This window comes from Escherichia sp. TW14182 (assembly GCF_000208525.1).
GTDB classification, from domain to species: Bacteria; Pseudomonadota; Gammaproteobacteria; order Enterobacterales; family Enterobacteriaceae; genus Escherichia; species Escherichia ruysiae.
In genome coordinates, this window is sequence record NZ_AEJZ01000131.1 from 1 (window position 1) to 18,862 (window position 18,862).

At 54.3% G+C, this 18,862-nt stretch carries 19 protein-coding genes; all 19 read right to left on the reverse strand.

Annotated elements, in window-relative coordinates; genetic code table 11:
* Positions 1–1,444: inverse autotransporter beta domain-containing protein (locus EQY_RS0112055; RefSeq protein ID WP_024212549.1), on the reverse strand; the 1,444-nt coding region annotated here is incomplete at its 3' end.
* Positions 1,445–1,552: 108 nt separating this feature from the next.
* Entirely contained in the window at positions 1,553–2,053 is a 501-nt protein-coding gene (locus EQY_RS0112060) for a phospholipase D family nuclease (RefSeq protein WP_050545368.1), read from the reverse strand.
* Between the two features lie 29 nt (positions 2,054–2,082).
* Positions 2,083–4,299 carry an F-type conjugative transfer protein TrbC gene (gene trbC / locus EQY_RS0112065; protein WP_000963392.1) on the reverse strand — a complete coding sequence of 739 codons (2,217 nt, stop codon included), beginning with the start codon at positions 4,297–4,299 and terminating at the stop codon, positions 2,083–2,085.
* Positions 4,289–5,209, reverse strand: coding sequence for a thioredoxin domain-containing protein (locus EQY_RS23935; protein ID WP_000995358.1), 921 nt, complete (start codon positions 5,207–5,209; stop codon positions 4,289–4,291). The genes trbC and EQY_RS23935 overlap by 11 nt, the downstream gene beginning before the upstream one ends.
* 9 nt (positions 5,210–5,218) lie before the next feature.
* A complete protein-coding gene (locus tag EQY_RS0112075; protein ID WP_000084918.1) occupies positions 5,219–6,592 on the reverse strand; it encodes a secretion/conjugation apparatus DotM-related subunit in 1,374 nt (457 codons plus the stop codon).
* A gap of 241 nt (positions 6,593–6,833) precedes the next feature.
* Positions 6,834–7,034, reverse strand: coding sequence for a hemolysin expression modulator Hha (gene hha, locus EQY_RS0112080; protein WP_001041190.1), 201 nt, complete (start codon positions 7,032–7,034; stop codon positions 6,834–6,836).
* A 62-nt stretch (positions 7,035–7,096) separates the two neighbouring features.
* Positions 7,097–7,633 carry a hypothetical protein gene (locus tag EQY_RS0112085; protein ID WP_000016605.1) on the reverse strand — a complete coding sequence of 179 codons (537 nt, stop codon included), beginning with the start codon at positions 7,631–7,633 and terminating at the stop codon, positions 7,097–7,099.
* Between the two features lie 139 nt (positions 7,634–7,772).
* Positions 7,773–8,330: a hypothetical protein gene (locus EQY_RS0112090; protein ID WP_001227782.1), complete on the reverse strand. Its 558-nt coding sequence runs from the start codon at positions 8,328–8,330 to the stop codon at positions 7,773–7,775.
* Between the two features lie 12 nt (positions 8,331–8,342).
* A complete protein-coding gene (locus EQY_RS0112095; protein ID WP_000221822.1) occupies positions 8,343–10,496 on the reverse strand; it encodes a DotA/TraY family protein in 2,154 nt (717 codons plus the stop codon).
* Between the two features lie 55 nt (positions 10,497–10,551).
* Positions 10,552–10,833: a hypothetical protein gene (locus EQY_RS0112100; protein WP_237712265.1), complete on the reverse strand. Its 282-nt coding sequence runs from the start codon at positions 10,831–10,833 to the stop codon at positions 10,552–10,554.
* Between the two features lie 64 nt (positions 10,834–10,897).
* Positions 10,898–11,413, reverse strand: coding sequence for a Rossmann-fold NAD(P)-binding domain-containing protein (locus tag EQY_RS0112105; RefSeq protein WP_000968100.1), 516 nt, complete (start codon positions 11,411–11,413; stop codon positions 10,898–10,900).
* Between the two features lie 49 nt (positions 11,414–11,462).
* The gene (gene traX / locus EQY_RS0112110) at positions 11,463–11,993 is read right to left on the reverse strand and encodes a conjugal transfer protein TraX (protein WP_000678127.1); all 531 of its coding nucleotides are present in this window, start codon (positions 11,991–11,993) and stop codon (positions 11,463–11,465) included.
* Positions 11,990–13,210 (reverse strand): conjugal transfer protein TraW, encoded by a 1,221-nt coding sequence (traW, locus tag EQY_RS0112115; RefSeq protein ID WP_001039316.1) that lies wholly within the window; start codon positions 13,208–13,210, stop codon positions 11,990–11,992. The genes traX and traW overlap by 4 nt, the downstream gene beginning before the upstream one ends.
* A gap of 23 nt (positions 13,211–13,233) precedes the next feature.
* Positions 13,234–16,290: a putative type IV secretion/conjugal transfer ATPase gene (locus tag EQY_RS0112120; protein ID WP_000904073.1), complete on the reverse strand. Its 3,057-nt coding sequence runs from the start codon at positions 16,288–16,290 to the stop codon at positions 13,234–13,236.
* A gap of 3 nt (positions 16,291–16,293) precedes the next feature.
* Positions 16,294–16,905, reverse strand: a complete 612-nt coding sequence (locus tag EQY_RS23940; protein ID WP_000955157.1) for a hypothetical protein — start codon at positions 16,903–16,905, stop codon at positions 16,294–16,296.
* Positions 16,899–17,168 (reverse strand): hypothetical protein, encoded by a 270-nt coding sequence (locus EQY_RS0112130; RefSeq protein ID WP_001024053.1) that lies wholly within the window; start codon positions 17,166–17,168, stop codon positions 16,899–16,901. Before EQY_RS0112130 ends, EQY_RS23940 begins: the two co-directional genes overlap by 7 nt.
* 55 nt (positions 17,169–17,223) lie before the next feature.
* Positions 17,224–17,631 (reverse strand): DUF6750 family protein, encoded by a 408-nt coding sequence (locus EQY_RS23945; protein WP_001059621.1) that lies wholly within the window; start codon positions 17,629–17,631, stop codon positions 17,224–17,226.
* A gap of 31 nt (positions 17,632–17,662) precedes the next feature.
* The gene (gene traQ / locus EQY_RS0112140) at positions 17,663–18,187 is read right to left on the reverse strand and encodes a conjugal transfer protein TraQ (protein ID WP_212768175.1); all 525 of its coding nucleotides are present in this window, start codon (positions 18,185–18,187) and stop codon (positions 17,663–17,665) included.
* Between the two features lie 10 nt (positions 18,188–18,197).
* Positions 18,198–18,833 carry a conjugal transfer protein TraP gene (gene traP / locus EQY_RS23950; protein ID WP_301021626.1) on the reverse strand — a complete coding sequence of 212 codons (636 nt, stop codon included), beginning with the start codon at positions 18,831–18,833 and terminating at the stop codon, positions 18,198–18,200.
* Positions 18,834–18,862 lie beyond the last annotated feature (29 nt).

The window sequence follows — 18,862 nt, forward strand, 5'->3', positions numbered from 1 at the left end:
CTGCCAGCGCATCCGGTATCACCAGGTCCGTGGTGTTCTCACCATTCAGCGTGCCGCCGTTGTGTTCCCAGCGTACAGCCTGTCCGCTGACCGGTTTGCCGTCACTGCCCGTGACGGTCAGGGTATAGCGCACACTGTCCGCACCATCTGCAGTGGCCGTGGTTTTATCCGTGCTGACAGCCAGTTGCTGCTGTGCTGCCGGGGAGACCAGAATACGGGTACGGGCAATATCAGAGAGGTTGCCACGGGTATCCCGCGCCCTGCCGGAGAGCGTGACACTCTGATTTTCGGCAGACCAGGCGGGTAACTGCAGCGTAATCCGGTTGCCGGTGTTGCTGATAACCTTCCCGCCGGCCTGATGCAGTTCTGCGTCGTCAAGTTCGATACGGGACAGCCCGTATTTTGCGTTTACCTGTGGTGTCAGGGTGACTGTTGTCAGCTCTGCGCCGTACACATCCGGTGGCAGTTGCAGGGTAATCAGCGTCTGTTTGCGGTATTCCAGTACCACATCATTGTTACGGTTCACCAGTTCCAGGCGGTTAGCGGCCAGTGAACGTTGTGCACCCACCCGGCTGCTGTCCAGCTGATGCGCCAGCGGTTCACCGATACGGTATGTCAGACCGAGGTTCAGGCGGGTGTCGTCAGCCCCGTTTTTGCCCCGGCGGTAATCGACACCGGCGGTCAGCAGCGGGAACGGCGTCCAGGTGACGCCGGCAGTGATGGCGTGAGGATTTTTCTGGCGTTCAGACTCACCGAACAGCGCCACTTCATTCCCGTAATACTGCTCATAAACCAGCTTACCGCCCAGTTGCGGATACGCAGGCAGCCAGCCTTCGGCACGGATATCCCAGCCGTCAGCCGGACGCTCGTCGTAATCGGTAACGGTCGGGGACTGCCGCCAGTCGGACAGACGTTTGTATCCGTTGGCGGAAAGTTTCAGGTAATCACGCCAGGCTTCCACGCCAATCCCGTAGCGGCGGTTGGTGTTGCGCCAGTCCACGTCGTAAAACACGTTGTATCCCAGCATCCAGCCGTTATCCGTGAAGTAACGGTGGCCAAGTCCGGCATTGGTGGTGAATCGCCCGTCGTTATCCCGCATCCCGAGCTGGGTGAACAGCACGTTCTTCGGGGTGTTGTAAAACGGCAACAGCACATCGAGCGACGAGCCTTTCAGGGAGAAGTCACTGTCCACACTCAGCTGCGTTTTCGCCGTACCGAACTGATTCAGCCACTGCGTGACCGCATCTGCCGCCTGCCCGGAAGCCTGGCTGGTCAGCAACTGGCGGGCTGCATCACCGCTGTTGCTGCCCTGCAGCACACGTCCGGCCTCCACCGCTGTCTGTGCCACAGACTGCTCATCAGCCTGAAAGACACCGGCAAATGCCGGGGAAATTTGCGCAAAGAACTGCACGGCCACCATTGAGTAGCCAATAGTTTTCCTCATGGGTTTTAATCTCCGTTTTGTATCAACAGAAGATGAATGGATGAACTGAAGGGAAAGAGGTAAGGGGCAGTGGGAGAGCAGGCTGCATGTACGGCAGTCCGGCTTCCGTCAGTAGGGCAGTATCCAGGCATGCCCCTGTTCCCAGCGGGACTGCCAGTGTTTCAGATACGCTTTCGCAATATCAGGCGCGTTCCTGATCACGATGGCGTTCTCTGAATTTGCGCGACTGGCGGCACGACTGAAGTTAAAGCTGCCGGTTTCCACATTTGTCCGGTCAGTGATGATGACTTTGTCATGCAGTATTTTGTAACTGCTCACTGTTCTGACCGGGATGCCGGCAAGCACCAGTGTGTTGATGGCCGCCCGGCTGTATCTGTTGTTGTTACTTTCGGCATCAAGAACAACCCGGACATCCACGCCCCGCTTTCTGGCGTCAACCAGCGCACGGGCAATGTCCGGTGAGGTGAATGCGTAGCCCATCAGGCGAATTTCCTGTCCGGCGTCACTGATGGTGCGCATGATCAACTGCTGCGCGGAGCCTTCCGGCGAAAAGCCCGCCTGAATATCCGGTGTTGCACAGGCCGGCTGAATAAAGAGTGCGGCCATCATGGTGGTGATAGCCAGAGTGTGTCTGAGTTTCACTGTGGATCTGCTCCTTTATCGGTGTTTACAGGAGAAGGGAATGCCGTGCTGTCAGTGGCCAGCTTATGGGCGACCTGATCGGAAACGCTGATTGGCCGATGTCGGGTCTGTGCCAGGAACCAGCGACCTTTGCTGCGTTTCATCGCCTCCCGTGCGGCTTCAAACAGCAGGATCCCCCGTTGTTCCGGGGTGTAGCTGATATCACACCGGTTATCGAGGTTAAGGGTGATTTCTGCCAGGCGGGCCAGAATGGGATCCATAATCGGTGGTGGATTGCGGGGTGCCATACCCGCCATGATTTCGTCCGTGCGCTGCAGCACCAGACTGACTTCCTGTGAGCCAGGCGGAAGCAGACGGGCCAGCGACGGATTCTTTTTCACCAGTTCGGCTTCTGACGGACGTCCGATGTCAATGAAGCGGTTAATGCGCATCTGCAGTTTTGACGACAGTTTTTCGTCATCCGGAATGTAAACCGCGTTGCAGGGGACCAGTGCACTTTTGAAGGAGATAAACCCTTCTCCCGGATTCAGGTTTTTCAGCTCATCCAGGCTGATGCGGTCTTTTTCCCGGATATGCGTGGTGGTGGCATCCTCGAACTGATTACCGAACATGCCCGGGGAGCGTTTCACTTCGCCCAGTTCGGCAAAATAATCCTTCCCGGCAGTGGAGCGGGCCAGTTCATAGGTGTCCTTTTCATCCTGCAGGGCCATGAACCATTTCACGAGCAGGTTGGCGTTTACGGTCTGGTATTCCCCCCTGAACTGGGCAATGAATCGCTGAATGTCCTGGGCCGAGATAATCAGCATATAGCCGAGGCTGCGCATCTGGGCGGCAAGATCGTCCATGCCTGGTGCAAAATAGCTGCCCAGCTCGTCGTGAATGTCCGGAAAAGGGAAGCGGTTCCGGTATTTTTTAGCCGTCAGGACCTGTTCGCGTTTCCCTTCGAGGTGATAACCGAGGTCGCGGGCAATGACCATACGTTTGGCTGAAATATAGAGCTTACCCAGACTGGCAGATTCTGATTTGGAGAGCTCCAGCGCCGGGATGAGAACAACCAGTGCCCGGTCATTGTGCAGGACGTCGCGTAAATCAATGTCACCGGCGTCGTTTGCAAAAATGTGGCCATACACATCGTTAAACATGGCCAGCATTTTGGAGAACTGCTGGATAAGGAAACCGTGCTGGTCAAAGACGCCCTGATCCCATTCGCCCGGACGGCTGACCAGGTCCATCTGAAAGCCGGCCAGCGTCGACAGGTAGTTCTCCAGTGCGTTAATTCCTTCCTGATGCCAGCCGTTCTGTTTGCCCTCGATGTAGAGGGCCGCCATTTCCTTCAGCGGCAGATGTTTGTGCAGCATGGTGAGAGAAAAGCGCAGGTTTTCCCGTTTGCACTTGTAGTGCAGGCTGTACACCAGTCCGTAAAGCATGGGCTTGGCTTTGTCCTGCCAGTCAGCAGAGCTGCCGTCCACTTTCGGGAGCATGGACTCCATCAGCTGAATAATGTAAGACGCGGTGGCGTTATTGCTCAGATTGATGGTGTTGGACTGTGGCCGGGTACGATCATTACTGAGCAGCTCATCAAACCTGTCGCGCCCGCCATTCAGGAAGTTCAGGACATAGAAGTTATCTTCCAGCCCGAAGCGCCGCAGCAGACTCCATGAGGAAAATGCCAGGGCGGTTTCTGCTTTACCGTCAGAGTAACAGTATCCCCGTCCCAGACAGATGGCGTTCAGTTGCAGGGAGAGCAGGGCTTCGGTTTTCCCGGAACCGGTTGTGGCCAGCAACTGCATATGACGCAGACAGTCATCACGGGTCAGCCATAATTCCCGCCCCAGAAAGCGTTTCCTGGCATAGCCGAGGCACATGATGCCGCCGGCTTTTTCGACAGTGAGTTTGCGTCTGATAAAACGGAAGAAGCCACCGGGGAGTGTGAATTCGTTCGCCTCCTCGCGTTCTGTTGAATAATCAAAACCGCCAATGTCTGTGGGCATCCTCAGCGGCAGACGGAAGCGTTGATCCGTAAAGACAAACAGCCAGATAACGGCACATATCAGGCAGGGCAGCAACAGCCACGGGGCAATGAGGCATAACAGCAGCCCTCCGAGCATGCCGGCCTGCAGGGAAAAAGGAGACAGCAGAATGTCCATCAGCCAGGTGGACTTGATGACATGTTGTACCCGCTGTTTGTCCACCGGTCGGGAATCAATGGCCATCCGTTTTCTCCTGCAGAAAATCCGCCAGACGTTTGTCACTGGTCAGTACGGATAACGGGATTTCCCGACCGTCATCGGCCAGTAACTGTGGTGTGCCCGGCAACTGATAGTAGTTAAAGGCCCGGTTGTTGATGTTCAGGGCATGCAGGCCGTCCTCGCACTCTGTGGCGGAGGCATCGGTTTTGCTGCCCGGCGCCATACCGGCATCCGCGGCAAACAGGGATTTCCAGTGTGCCGGTCGCTCCGCTGCTGGCTGGCAGAGCAGTGGAGACAGCAGTTTCTGCGAGTCGGTGCTGCCAATGACGCTGACCGGGAATATTTCCACGTTGTAGTCCTGTGCGAGAACATCCAGAACAGGCTCCAGTGTCCGGCAGTGCGGACAGAGCGGGTCTGAAAACACGTAGATTGTCCGTGGATGTCCGGTTGAAAGCGTGACAGTGTAACGCCCGCTGGCGGCTGCTTTCTTCAGACTTTCAGCCCGGACTGCCTGTGGAGACGGTGTTTTTTCTGCCTCCTGTGGCTGTGGAGCTGCACTGGCGGGCACGGTATGGACCTGCTGCGGTGCAGAAACCGGTTCATCAAAGGTCAGCGTGATGGTGGCCGGCCATGAGATAACCAGCCACAGCAGGGCAATCACGAGCAGGACACCCGTTATAAGAGCCACCACCGCTGACTGATTCTGACGCTGCCGGCGGTGTTTCTGTATCGCCAGCAGCAGTGCCTGTGCATCCTCAACCGAAGGGGCTTTGTAAATCATCCGCGTGGCGTGATGGTCACTGTCGTGCATCAGACAGTTACCCTGCAGGAAGAAGCGGGGATTTTTGCCGGGGAAACACATAAAAATGGGGTGATCGTTGCCGGTGAATGCGCTCAGGCATCCGTGCTCCATACGAATGGTGTAGGCGTTCATTTGAGATCCTCAGTTTTTTCGGCCCGGGCGGAAACGCATCGGTTGTTTCTGTTCCGGGCTGTCGGGTGATTCAGGTTGTTGTGGCTGTGAGGCCACAGGGGCGTGTTTTTCTGAAATGGCACTGTCTGTCGGTTTGTCCGGTTCCGGAGCGACGGGTGGTGACGGGGCAGGCTCTTCCTGCTGCAGTGCCTCATTGGGGGCAAAGAAGAACATGTCGTCACGTTCTCCGGTGTCCGGGGATTTCAGGTTTTCCGGAGCGACCCGGTGCAGCTCCACCACCATACCGGTGCTGATAAGGTCTGCTTCCAGCCCGTCAACAGCCTTTGCGGTCGGATCGTCCACCGGTGGAATAGCCACCTGCAGGCGGGCCGACATGTCAGCGATTAAGGTTTCCCACTGCGCGGTGGCTATCACACCGGCACCTTCGACGAAGACCTTCGGGCGGTCGGATGAAGCCAGAACGTAGAACAGTGTTCTGTCCAGCCCCTTCAGCCAGCGGAACTGGATACAGGGAAGGCGAATATCACGGGCATGCAGCGCAGACAGGGCTGTTCGTGTGGTGCTGTGATGCCGCAGCCATGCTCTGGCTTTTGGTGTGGCCATGACGCGCCGGAATGCCTTGTCTGCCAGACTGAAGCGGGGATAGCCACGCTTACCGCCATGTTCTTTCTGTGGCTGGCCACACGAACGGTTCAGGGTATCCAGCAGGTCGATGGCAGCAGCGCGATCATTACAGAACTCCTGCAGACCAAAGGCGGCGACCAGTGCGCGCTCTGCCGGACTGAAACTTTCCGGCCCCTGCAGCGGTGTACCTGCCTGCGCTTCGAAGACCTGTCTTGCCCGTTCCCGGTCAAGGCGCTGTCCGATCACCAGTTTATGTTTTGTGGCAAACTCGTCCGGCGACATGGCGCTCCGGTGTTCCGGGGGATCGGTGTTCAGCAGCAGGGTTCCGGGGTCGCCATACTGCAGCAGGGGGATAACAGCCGGTGAAAACGCGGACATGATGCGTGGCAGGGTATGAATATTAATGGGCCTGCGTGTCCGGTTTGCCGGATGGTTCCGGCTGATGATGATGCCGCCGATGGCCACCGGAACGAAAAAGAGAAAGAGAATGCCGGCAGTCTGATTCATGAGTTCAATCATCTGCCCGGCAGAGAGGGTTTCGCTGCGCTGACTGCCCCACACCAGGAGATTCATTTTCCCGGCGACAGTGACGTGTATGGCCGGAAAATCAATGATGCCCCACAAATAATAGAGCAGCACGCAATACCCGTAGAACAGGGAAGGATGTATTGCCCAGACGACAACGCAGACCAGAGCAATGCAGATGAGGATCATCATGCCGGAATCGTTACCCTGCTGAGGGTGATGATATTGGGACATAATTATTTCTCTTATTACTGTGTAAATCTGACAGACAGCGGATGCGCCATATCTCCGGGAAAGGGGACAGGGCTGTTTTCGGATTATTTCATTACGAAGTGGTGATATAAGGAAAAGGCGTTATCAGTCATAACGCTTTCTCCTTATCCATGACGGATGTATTTCATCTGTCCACAGGGAACCGGAATGAAAGAACGCATCCGGTTCCCTGTTTCTTCATGTGCGCAGATGTGGCGGGGCGTTAAACCAGAGACCAGACCGATTTGGGGATCCTGTCGTAAAGTTTACCCATTTTTATTTCTGCATAGCGGTGATCAGCGGCGGAAAGGAATTCAATAAACTCCTTGTCTGACATGAGATATCTGTTTCGCTCGATGACTTTGTCCAGTGTGGTGATGTTTTTACAACGTCGCAATTTGTATAAGTACTCCTGTTTGTTCACGCTCAGTCTTCCTTCTCTTCAGAACGATATGAGAACCGGAATATAAAATAACAGGCAGGGCTTTAACAAGAATGGAATGTCTGCTGTACCTGTTCCCTGAAGTTTCTTTCAGCGGCGTATTTATAGTTTTCGAAGCGTTCAAGTTTGTGGCAAAAGTCGGCGGACTTTCTGTTTCTGGATAACGTGAATGCAGGAGCATTAACATCACAGAATTTCAGGGTAATGATATGGTCATCCTTATCACAACCTGTCCAGTCATGGAAAGAATACCCGTTAATACACTCATCATTCATATCAATTGTCAGGATATCCCCGGTGTCCGGATTAAAGTGAATGCTTTTTCTGCTTATGAAATTTATATAAGAGACAGTATTTTCACCAAATCCAATCATATTAAGGATTTTTTCTGTTTTTCTCTTCTGAGATTCAAAATACAGCCATATATAACCCCATATAAAAAGTGCGCATGCGAAAAAGAAAAATGATTCCGAAGAGAGGCGGAAAAGCGTTGTCTGTTCAGGCAGAAACGCAATGCCAGCCACCAGGGATAATAAAGAAATACCCCATGCAGTCGCGACAGGGAAAAGTTGTCCAGACATGATTTATACCTTTTGACAGTGGTGTTGGAAGAAAATTATACTGTTGACGCCTGAGCTGGTCGTTTTCTGTAATGGTAAAACATACCAGGGAAGGCTGACAGGGTAAGCCAGAGGTCCGCAGAAATGCGGACCTTTTTTCTTATGCGGTGGCCAGGCTTTGCTGGACGTGTTTATAGAAACTGCGTTCGTCTTTAGGGGAGTAAGACGGGCTGCACATTATGTCCAGTTTATTGCAAAACTCTTTGGCATCGGGGCGGCTTTTTGCATATATAGAGAATGCAGGAAATTCAAAATCATTAAATTTAAACGTTATTTTGGCAACGTTATTATCAATTTCGTATCCGCCCCACTGCTCGAAATTATATCCTCTGACTTTAGGTCGACCAAATGATTTGCAATCGATAATAAGAAACTCACCCTTGATCGGGTCAACATGAATGCTTGTGCATGAGCCGTGAGCGATCAGAGAAAAGTTATTTGATGAAAAACTTACTGTTCTTAGTACGTTATTTATTATTCTTTTATGCCCGTTTTCTAAGATGCGTCTTAGTACATGAGCGCAAATAAATATAAATAAAGGCGTAGGGAAGGCTTTTATCTGAGGTGGCCAAGAAAAATACTTACCTAATAAAACGAAAGTAAAAAAAGCGCTTGACATAATTATAATGTAATTAATAGTGAGTAATTTCTTTCGCATATAGCTAATCTCTTATTTTATACCATCTGCATCACCTGTTGGCTTTTGAGGCCTTTTGGGTAAGTTTACACCGGGTGTTCTCTGTAGTCCATGTCCAAAGGAGGCAAAAATGCCTTTGGTTTCATCGACCATGTTGCCGAGTATACTGGCCGCTTCTCTGCCACCGAGCCATGAAATGACGTAATCAGGCATTGTGACTAATAAAGAGAATATTCTGCAGACGGTGGTTGTACAAATTCTTGCATATACCATTAAGAAAGCCAGTAAGGAAACTATCCCTGTTAATGAATTTATCTGCGTGTTAGCTAACGCCGGGCCAAATAGAATGTTCAGAAGGGTTCCAATGGCAACGATTGCAAGGCTTGCAAACGCAAAACCTAAAACCATTAACATGGGGCGAATCATTCCATCTATCAGAAATATATATCCATAAGCTGCTCTGCTACCTTTATCATGTTCGGTGCCAATATGAGTTGCTGCCCATAATGATCCACCAGTGGATCCGACAAGTACACTTACAATCCAGTTTGCGCCCCCTGATAACCAGTAGATAAAGGGTATCATAGGGAGAAATATTGATAAGGATAAGCCAATAGAAAAAAAGGCTAACAGAACAAAATAGATAAAAGGACTTAGAGCTGAAACTGCCTGACTTGCACCTTCTATTGCATTAAAACTAAAGGTGTTTGCAATACTCCCCCATAGACCATTATTTGCCATAGCCAGACCAACTTTGATTGCAGTAAAGGTGGCTAGGAGGGTTTCAGAAATATTTAGAGTGTAATCTCCAATATTTTTCATTTTCAGTAATGGATTTACTTGCCCATAGCTGCTGAATTCATCATTTGAGAACGATGTTGCCAGATAATTTGCAAATCGTTGTCCCGGTGAACTAAACAGCTCCACAAAAACTGAACTGGCGTCATCTGCACTGGAAGCTGATTTTGTATTTTTTATATTCTGTGCTCCCAGCGGTGGTGTGTACGATGTGTTCTGCAGCTGTGCCTGATAGGCTGTCATGACACCGCTAAGTGTGTCGCCTGCTCCAATTTCACCAATGCCGGATATCCCGGATACAACAGGCTTCAGTGCCGCAGCATCATTCACCTTCTGGTTGGCTGTGGCGAAAGTCTGATACCAGCTGCCCAGCGATAACCAGCCGTATTTCTTCAGTTGCTCCGTCATGGCACTGGTCAGTTTATTTCCGTTGTCCTGAGCCTGTACTGCCTGATTGACGCGGTCTTCAAATGCCCGTGCCGCATTCTGTATGTCCGTTTCGGCATCCGGCAGTTCACCGCTGCCCGTCTGTTGTCTGTTTATCAGCGCGGTCACAAAACGGGAGGCAGCCTGATTCAGATCGTTCTGCATCTGGTTAAGCCCGTTTTGCTGGGCACTGGTGATGTTGCTGGTATCGACTGAAGCGCCGAACAGCCCCCAGAAGCTGTTCTTGCTGCCGGAGGCGGCGGGCAGACGGACAGAACCACAGCGGGCATTGCCGTTTGAGATTTCGAAACCGTCAGACAGCTTCCGGATGGTCATCAGCGGCGTTCCGCCCTGACCATAGCGGCTGTACATGTTGCTGAGTTCGTTATTGACGCCATACATGCACAGGTTCATTTCATAAATTGAACGGGCGGCGCTGACCGTCTGGGGCGCGACGGGCTGGTGAGTCAGCGAAAAACCGGATGCCAGCAGGTCGGCAATTTTGTCCGTCATCAGATTGGCGCTGCCAATCCCCATAACCGAAACCGCCCACAGGAACATCAGCTGAGCCAGAGACCAGCCGGATACTGTAGGAGCCAGCGTGATGAAGCCGGCAACGGTCGTCACCACGGATGCTGATGTGTCACCGCCGCTGAAGACCTTTCCCAGATGACCTGCGCGGGCAATGTGTTTCAGGCCAATCATCAGAAACCAGATAACGGCCAGAACAAAAGCCACACCGTTGAAGATATAGAACAGTTCGCCAATCATGGTGGTGTTTGTGGAGAACGGATCTGTCACCACATCGCCAAAAATCATCACCAGTAACTGGCGTGAAAGGTCAGAGCTTCTTTTGGCTGCCGCTTCTATTGTGTCAAAATTCACGGAAGAGTCTGCGAAAGCCAGGGGGAGCCACAGCATATTTATCATGATGCCGGCAAAGAGTTTACGCAGGTATGTCATAAATTATCCTGTAAGAGAAGGTGCTTTTATCAGGTGATACAAAGTCAATGCGGCTTTATTTAATTCCGGTCAGCCGGGAAAGAAAGGCCGCCAGACGGGAGTCATGGTTAAAACCGGTATTGCCGCAGAACAGCCACTGAAAGGGCATAAAAAACAGATATAACGGAATAATCCAGAGCCGGTTCAGACGCTGGATAAAGGTGGCATCTTCATCAGTATGAAAATGGTTTTTGCAGATGACATAAGGTGGGGGGATGTCATCGTCAATAAACCGGGAGCCATAAATAATTTCCATAACATCAGAAATATATCTGTCAGGTATTTCCTTGTCTGACATTAGTTTCCGGAAATCCTGTTTATTGAGCAGGGGGTAATGACCGCGTTTATAAAACATGCTCATATTAATGGTCCCCGGGCTTGTTTGCGTTATGTCTTTCGTGGCGTGCCATAAATTCGGCTGTCTGCTGTTCCAGTTCATCGGAGTGAGTGCTGTAAAATGCCAGCATGGCGCTGACTTTCGGCAGAACAAGCTGCGCTGTTTTTTTATGCCACGGTGATACCACAGCAAACCATAAGGTTGGTTTCATTTTCCTGATGAACTGACCGGGAAGGGTATCAAGATACTCGTTTAGCTGATGCCTGAGCTCTGGTGTTATCGGGGAGGCAATAACAAACAGGAATGTCGCAAGGCTGTCATCAGGAGACAGATATTGCATTCTTTTTTCCGGTGAAACAGCATCCTGGCGTTCCTGCGAAAAATAAAGCACTGTACGACAAAGGGCGTCAGCCCGGCGGATTCTTTTTTTGCAGATAAAAGACAGCGTGTAGCCTGATTCATCTCTGAAATATATCGGGAAAATATGTTCTGCCAGATAAGTGATGTTGTTTTTACTCAGAATCATAATTAATGCCATCATAAAAACGGGGCATTAATTGCCCCTCTGGTTTACCGGTGACAGACCGTTATCAGTGCCACGACAGCAGTGATTCACGTATCCACGGTCTGCCCTGCGTAAAGTCACGGAACGTGCCCTGTTCCTCAACGCTGACCCGCTGTTCGCGCAGCTGCCACAGTCGCCAGCTGCAGATCACCACCTGCAGCCCCGGAATGCTGGCCAGTCCCAGCAGGATCAGAACCATTATCACGACCCGCATAAACGCCATCGGGGTGTAAATACCGCTGACCAGCAGGGCCAGCAGCAGCCCCGTTGCCAGCAGTGCAGGCAGGGCGCTTAACACCAGGTACAGCCGTTTCCGGCGCAGAAAACGGTGTTCCAGTTGTGCCGGCGTCATCCCGGTGAGGGCCACGGCCTCAGCCCATGTGTAAGCCGTCTGATTCCGCTGGCGACGTCCCATCAGTTTTCTGGCCACACGGATACGCTGAAACTGCTTTTTCCATGACGGGATGATGGTGTTCATGGTCAGCCGGGTTTCTGACAGGGGAACAAAGATATTGGCCGTATACCAGGCCGTTTTTTTCAGTCTGTTACCTTTCATCGCACTGTACCTGCCTTAACCTGCTCCATTTTTCCGGCCAGCTGAGGACGGAAGTGTTCGGTCGCCTGTATGGCCAGTTGCTGACCGGCGAGAATGTTGGCTTTCTGCTGCTCCTGTTTCAGTCCCAGCAGTAACCAGTTCCCCAGCGACTGGACGCGAATGAGTTCCCGGATCAGGTTGTCACCGTCCATCTGCTGAAGGTCACTCAGCCAGTCTGTGCTGGCGTAGCGTCGGCCCACTTCGAAGGCCTCAAATTCACGGGCTGACATTTCACCGCGTTTTTTCGCCTGGTCTGACGCCGTGTCGTTAAAGAATTTCTTCGCAGAAGGCACCTGCAGCACTTCTTTCAGAACATCACGGGTGGTGGCATCAGGCTGACTGGCGGCAATCATGGCCAGCTGAGGCTCCCGGGCCGCATCGAGAATGGCCTGATACTGTGTCAGCAGCCCGATGTACTGCTTTCCTGACGTGGTTTTGACTTCGCCCTTGCTGAGCTGCCGGCCTGCACCGGGAGGCGTGCTGTTCAGTGCATACGTCATGGCGGCGTCCGTCTGCTTCTGCTCAAACGTCAGGGTGGGGGTTTTGCCCGGTTTACCGGCACCGTCAAGCAGTGAACTGAGCTGTTTGTCACCGCCGGGGTAGTCCGAGACTGACGGGCACAGGTCGGTTCCGCCGTAGGCGGCGTAATCCGTGGCATCACACCACTGGCTGTGCAGTGTGGCACTCCGGAACTGAATCTGATCCGGTGGGGGTGTGGGTGTGTTGTATGCCTGTGCCAGTTTGTCACTGATACCTGAACCGCTTTTCAGGGCACCCTGCGTGGCTCTTGCCTGCTGGCTGACCTGTACGGCGCTGCCGGATGCGGATTCAGTACAGAGGGTTTCCGGAACGGCAAAGTTGCGCCGGGCAGTTTCCAGTCGTTCTGTCTGACGCGCAAAGGTCTCCTGTGTCTGGATGGCCTGTGTGGACTGTTCAATCATGGCCGCCAGTTTGTCGCCGTTGGCGTTAATGGCCGCGCCAATCTGATTCTGTGTCTCGCTGATGGCACTGAGTGTCCGGTTAGCCGCCTTCAGCTCCGGGGCGACCTGCTGTGTTATCGGGGCACTGGAGTTGACGTTAACCGTCAGCGCCAGCCCTGACAGTGGCCATAACAGGCAGCCCGGGATGGCGGCACACAGTGACAGGCGAATGCCTGTCTGAAAAACATTCTTATTCATGAAGATGTCTCCGGTAGCAGGACTCAGCCCTGCAGATAACCGTGGCGGGCGATAAGCTCAGCGGCCAGTTTGTTGACGGCGCTGGTGTGGTCATCATCACGGCTCTGTGATTTGAGATTGTCGATATGGGCGCTGGCGCTGCCCTGCGGAAAATGCGTGGCCAGTAGTCTGCGGGCGGGCGCAGATCCCAGCTTCTGCGTCAGCAGATTACGCAGTGCCCTGTTCTCCGGTGTGCTGTTCAGTGCCCACAGTTTCAGGGGGCCGACCGGTAAGCGAAGTATCTGCGCCACGTTCCCGCGTTGTGTCCTGAAGATGCCCAGGAACGTGGTGCCGGAACCGTCCGGGGCCGGGCCTGCGGGCGTTTTCAGCATTCTGTTCAGGGTGACGCGGGGCACGGAGAAGTTTTTCTCCAGCAGTTCAAAATCCCGGGGCCTGACGCGCATCAGGTAAACGGAGTTTGCCGATCTCAGCATGTCTTCCGGTACGTCATCCGGATACTGTGAGGCGAAAACCGTCCGGACGCCGAACTTACGCTGCTCCCTGTCCTCTGTCTGCAGGGCTTCCCACAGGATCTGGATCCCTTTGATGTTGTGCATTTCATCCATAAAGATGGTTTTGGTTTCCTGGTCCAGCTGCTCGATGCGCCGGCGGTGTAACGGGATGTAGCGGGGATCCAGACTGGCATACAGTTCGCTCTGGATCTGCGGAAGATAAAAGTCGTTACCGCCGGCCAGCTGACGGGCAAACTGGTACATGATGCCGGTGCGCAGTTTCCCTTCCGGGGTTTTGCTGTTGCCGGCAACGTTATTGACGTCAACCACAATGATGCGGGTTTCCGGGTTGACCACCAGTTGGGTGCGTCCGGAGAGCATCGGGTAATCGGTCAGGGCACGGGTCAGACACCGGGAGATGTAGTCCAGCAGAAGATCATGGCTGCCGGGACGGGTGACTTTTTCAAATTCATTCCGCAGAACCGGGTTGTTGAGCTCGTTCTGCAGGTCATTCAGCAGCGGAACGGCCTGTGCCTGCGCCTGTGCCGCCTCTTTGACAAAACCGCTGTCAAACAGCAGGTCACGGATTTCGTACCAGGTGGCCGTTTCCCACCATTCCGGCGGGTGGCGACTGAAGATGTCGGCTTCCTGAAGGGCAGCATCCACGTCCGGCACCAGACCCGGACCATACCGTGTGGGGCGTTCCGCTTTTTCCTGATAGGCCATGTCCACCGCCCGGCCCAGAATATCTGCACAGGTGGAAGCATCCGGCGGCAGGCCGGTGAGGGGATCGGCACACAGGCTTTTCAGCAGGTTGAGAATATACTCCCGTTCGGTACTGAGCGGGGCTTTCAGGCCCAGCAGGATATCCATCGGGTTACGACAGTGACGGTCGTCATTCTGCAGGATGATACTCAGTACCTTGTGACGTTGTTCCGGTGGCAGGGCGTCCCGGATGAGTTCATAAACCCCCTGGGCGCTGAAGCCTTTGTCGATAAAGGCCATAAAGGGCAAATCGGTGTTGCTGTTTGCCAGCATGGCCAGCTGAATACTGTTGGCCAGCACGGATTTCCCGGAGCCGGGGGAGCCAAAAATCATTTCCGTGTGTTTTTCCTGCAGTGAGCTGGCCAGCTGGATCACAAAGGGCTTGCCGTCCGGTGTGATGACCACAAAATTGCCCTTTTCCCACGGGCTGCAGGGACGCTGCAGGGGAAGATAACGCAGGGCTTCGGTCAGCGGGGCAAACAGCAGGTTCGGGCCACTGTAACTGGATACCGCCGGCAGGGTGGAAACCCAGGCACGGATGGGGTCACCGAAGATGCCGGTCACGTCTGTAATGCCCCAGCCCTGCAGGGATTTTTTCAGCAGCGTCAGGTTGCGCTGCATCCGGGATTTATCCCTGTGCCAGGTGCTGGCCGTGATGCTCATGACCACAACCGGATCAATACGGTCCCTGTCCAGCAGCCATTTCACGGATTCATACTGCGGGCGCAGGGAGGGAAATATGGCCAGAAACATCAGCAACGACATTTTTCTGCCCAGCTGATGGAGACCACCCGGCATCAGATCGATGCGGAGCCGCCAGGGAAGCTGACGGGGTAGCGTCCGGAACAGTTCCGGGAAAGTCTGCGGGCGTTGCGGCGCCAGCGTCATGGCCAGTTGCCCGTGCCAGATATCGTCAACCCTGACGGCCTCACCGTCCGTCTCCACGTTACTGTTGCAGTACTGGAAGTTCAGATGCGGTGCCAGGCAGGCGCTGATATCGTTCTCCCGCAGATGTCCGTGAGGCAGGACGCGATCGCCGGGGAGCAGGGGCTGCCACGCCGTTGAGGTGCTGTTACGTTCAATTTCGTCGCGGATCACCTGCCCGGTTTCATGGGCATCCATCATACGGAGCAGAACGCCGTCATTATTGTCCGCAATGTCAGCCGCCAGTTTATCAATGAAGGCATCGTGGCGCATTTTGAGTCCTTCAAACATGGCGTACAGTGGCAGCTGGCCAAAACGCGCTTCCGGGAGCTGCGTTGTCTCATTCTGACGCTTGATCTCTGCCCGGCGCTCTTCCGGGGGCAGTGAGGAAAAGGCGGTATAGACAACCAGCAGAACCCGCTCCCGGGCCACGTAAGGCGCAATTTTCTGCATTTCCTCGTCAATCAGGTCGTCAAGATCCAGATGCAGGCGCTGACAGGCCTGTTTTTTGGGTGTCAGCAGTCGTTCTGTTTCTTCCGCACCCCGCAGGGGATCGGATTCAAAAATGACGCTGAGTTTGTGGCCCGTCTGCCGGAAGTCGCCGCTCAGGGATTCACTCAGCCGCCGGATAAAGAACTGAAAGGTGCCCGGTTCCGGTTCAGTGCCTTCCGGCACCTCATGAAAACTGAATTCGCGGAAAGCCCCCTTGATTTCAAAGCAGGTGACATAATCGTTATTCCGGGTGACCTGAATATAGGGGGCAACCAGCGAAGGGTGTCGCACCTTATCATCCGCCGTCAGGCCGATAACCGTGCGCAGGTCGCAGTAATCCGGAAACGTTTTTCCGAGGGTGTAACGGGAAAGATGCATCAGGGCATCTTCAATTTTGTCAATCAGCATGTGTCAGCCTCCGGAAAGATAATGCTGATACAGAAGGGGCCACCAGGCAGGGGTGGCCTCCAGTCGGGTCAGGGTGTCGGGGGACGGTGCCGGCAGTCTGTGCAGATTCAGGATCAGCCTCAGGTTGCACCAGGCATCCAGAACGGCAGGGACAGCCTCTTCCGGCGTTCGCTGCAGGGCCTGCGCACAGGCCTGTGGGTGTGCCGAACCGATTTGCATCTGTGCAATGGTCTGGTGTTCTGTCAGCCAGTTCAGAAGGGCTTTCGCATCCTGCTGTTTCTCCCCGTCACCGCAGTGCAGGGCCAGATGCAGCGTCCGTTGCAGGTGATTACAGTCTTCGGCGCTCAGGCCCGGCAGAATGGCCATCACGCCCCGATCCGCGTTAATGGTGTCCAGCTCCCGCCATGCACGGCAGAACGGGTCGGCCACAGTCAGATTGTCATTGCTGTCATGCAGGGGATTGTTATCCCGCCACAGTGCCGTGTTCCGGGGCGATTCATATCCGCAGTATTCACAGTGCGTGCCGGCCTGACGGGCGCGGTCATTCAGCTGCTGTTCTTCTGTTGCAGAGGGGGTATGGCCGGCTACCGGACGTGTCAGTGAAAACGTCAGCATGGCTGATGCTCCTTGTTCTCAGGGGATGCGGAATACGCCGTCAGGTCTGTCAGTGCGTGAGGATGTTCCGGGTCAATCTGCTCTTTCAGGGTCTGCAGATTTGCCAGTGATTTGTAAAGGGCGGCCGCATGCATGTAACGCCCTTCGCTGGCGGCCAGTGCGGCCTGTTGCTGCTCCTGATGGATCAGGGCATCGATGGCGTCATGAAGGCGTCTGCCGCTGACGCGGGCAACCAGGCCACACCGTGGAGACAGTATGTTCATGGTGATCTCGTGACTGAAAATCCCCTGCCGGCAGGCAGGGGAGTAAGGGAGGGAATTACACGCCGACCGGGTTCAGGTTCATCTGCTTCTGACCACGGCTGATGAGCTGATCCAGGCCAATCAGGCAGAGACCGATAATAAAGATGAGGGCAATTCTGCCACTGGTAATGTGTGGGTTGTTCTTTTTCGATGCCATCATGATAAATCCGGCAATAACAAGGCAGAGACCCAGTGGCAGGGCAACGGCTTTAACCGCATCCTTAATGCCCGGGAAAAAACCCAGAAGGCTGTTGAACATATCGGCCAGGTCGCCATCGGCAGCCAGTGCAGGCTGTGAAAACAGCCCACCGGTGAGGAAGGTCAGGGTGACCAGCAGGGCTTTGCGTTTCAGTTCGTGCAGTTTCAGCATCAGCATGTACAGACGCACGGAAACACGGAGGGGCATATTTTTTATGTTGTTCATAAAAATCCTTGTGAGATTAAAGTGAAGATAATTACCAGTGAAGCTGGAGTGTGTTCTGAAGGGCGTTAATGACCTGCGGTCCGAAGATAAGCATCAGGCCACTGAAGACTTTTTTGGTCCCGGACGAGATGTCGTCTCCCCGGGACAGTCCGGTGTGACCGTCTTTCTGTGAGCGACGGTATTGCAGCAAACCGTTTAACACAAAACACCATCCGAGGGTCCGCAGGGCCGTTAAGCCCGCATTGACCGCCACGGCAGCGGGGCCGTAGCGGGCTTCGGGGACGTAAGCGATTTCATCAAAGGAAACGCTGCCAAACCCCAGCTGGTTACCGCCGGCGTTCACCACGCTTTCCAGCGCAATCACGCAGCAGGCCAGCAACAGGACAGCAAGGAATGTGCCGCCTGAATCCGTGTACTGGCCCCGCCGGCTGCGACCGGCGACGCCCGATAAATACAGAATGACCATGGCGATCCCGCCCACACTGGCGATGGCCAGAACAAGCTGTGTACCCAGTCCGGCGAGTTCGTTAACGGCATTTGCCAGCATCTGGACCATATCCACAGGTTCAGCCTCCCTGACGGATCACACCGGCGCTGGTCACGATTTCCCGTTTCTGCTCATCAATGCTCAGAATGGTGGTGCCGGCGAACTGGTCACCGGGGCGCAGCGCCCAGCTGCTGCCCTGCCAGGTCACCCAGGCCAGTCCCGGATAGAGGCTGTCGATTTTCACACCGGAGAGCGGGCTGGCATTCCGGCCAGCACGTGGGGCCTTTCTGGTCGGGGTGGTTGGCTGAGGGGAAGGCGCGGTGGCGGCCGGAGCCGGAACGGTATGTTTCTGAAGCTCGCTGATACGGCTTTCAAGCGTATCCAGCCGTCTGGCCAGTGCTGTCAGACCTTCACGGGTTTTCTCGCCGTGGATCCGCAGGGCCGCAAGGGTGTCATTCAGGGCATCCGTTTCGTCGTCCGGCAGGGGGTGTTCTGCCGGGAGCGGACGAACCGGTTCCGGTGATGCTGCCTCTCTGCTCTGTGTGACCTCTTCCTGGCTGACAAACTGCGCCTTTTCACCGGACGATGGTGTATTGCCGCTGATACGACAACTGATAAATAACACGCACACGACGGCGACAGCGCCCAGCTGGAACGGGAGTTTTTTCCAGAAGGGGGTGGCGGGCGGTGTTTCCTCTTCCGGGGTGTACGTTATGGGGTTTGAGGGCCAACCGTACGAAAACG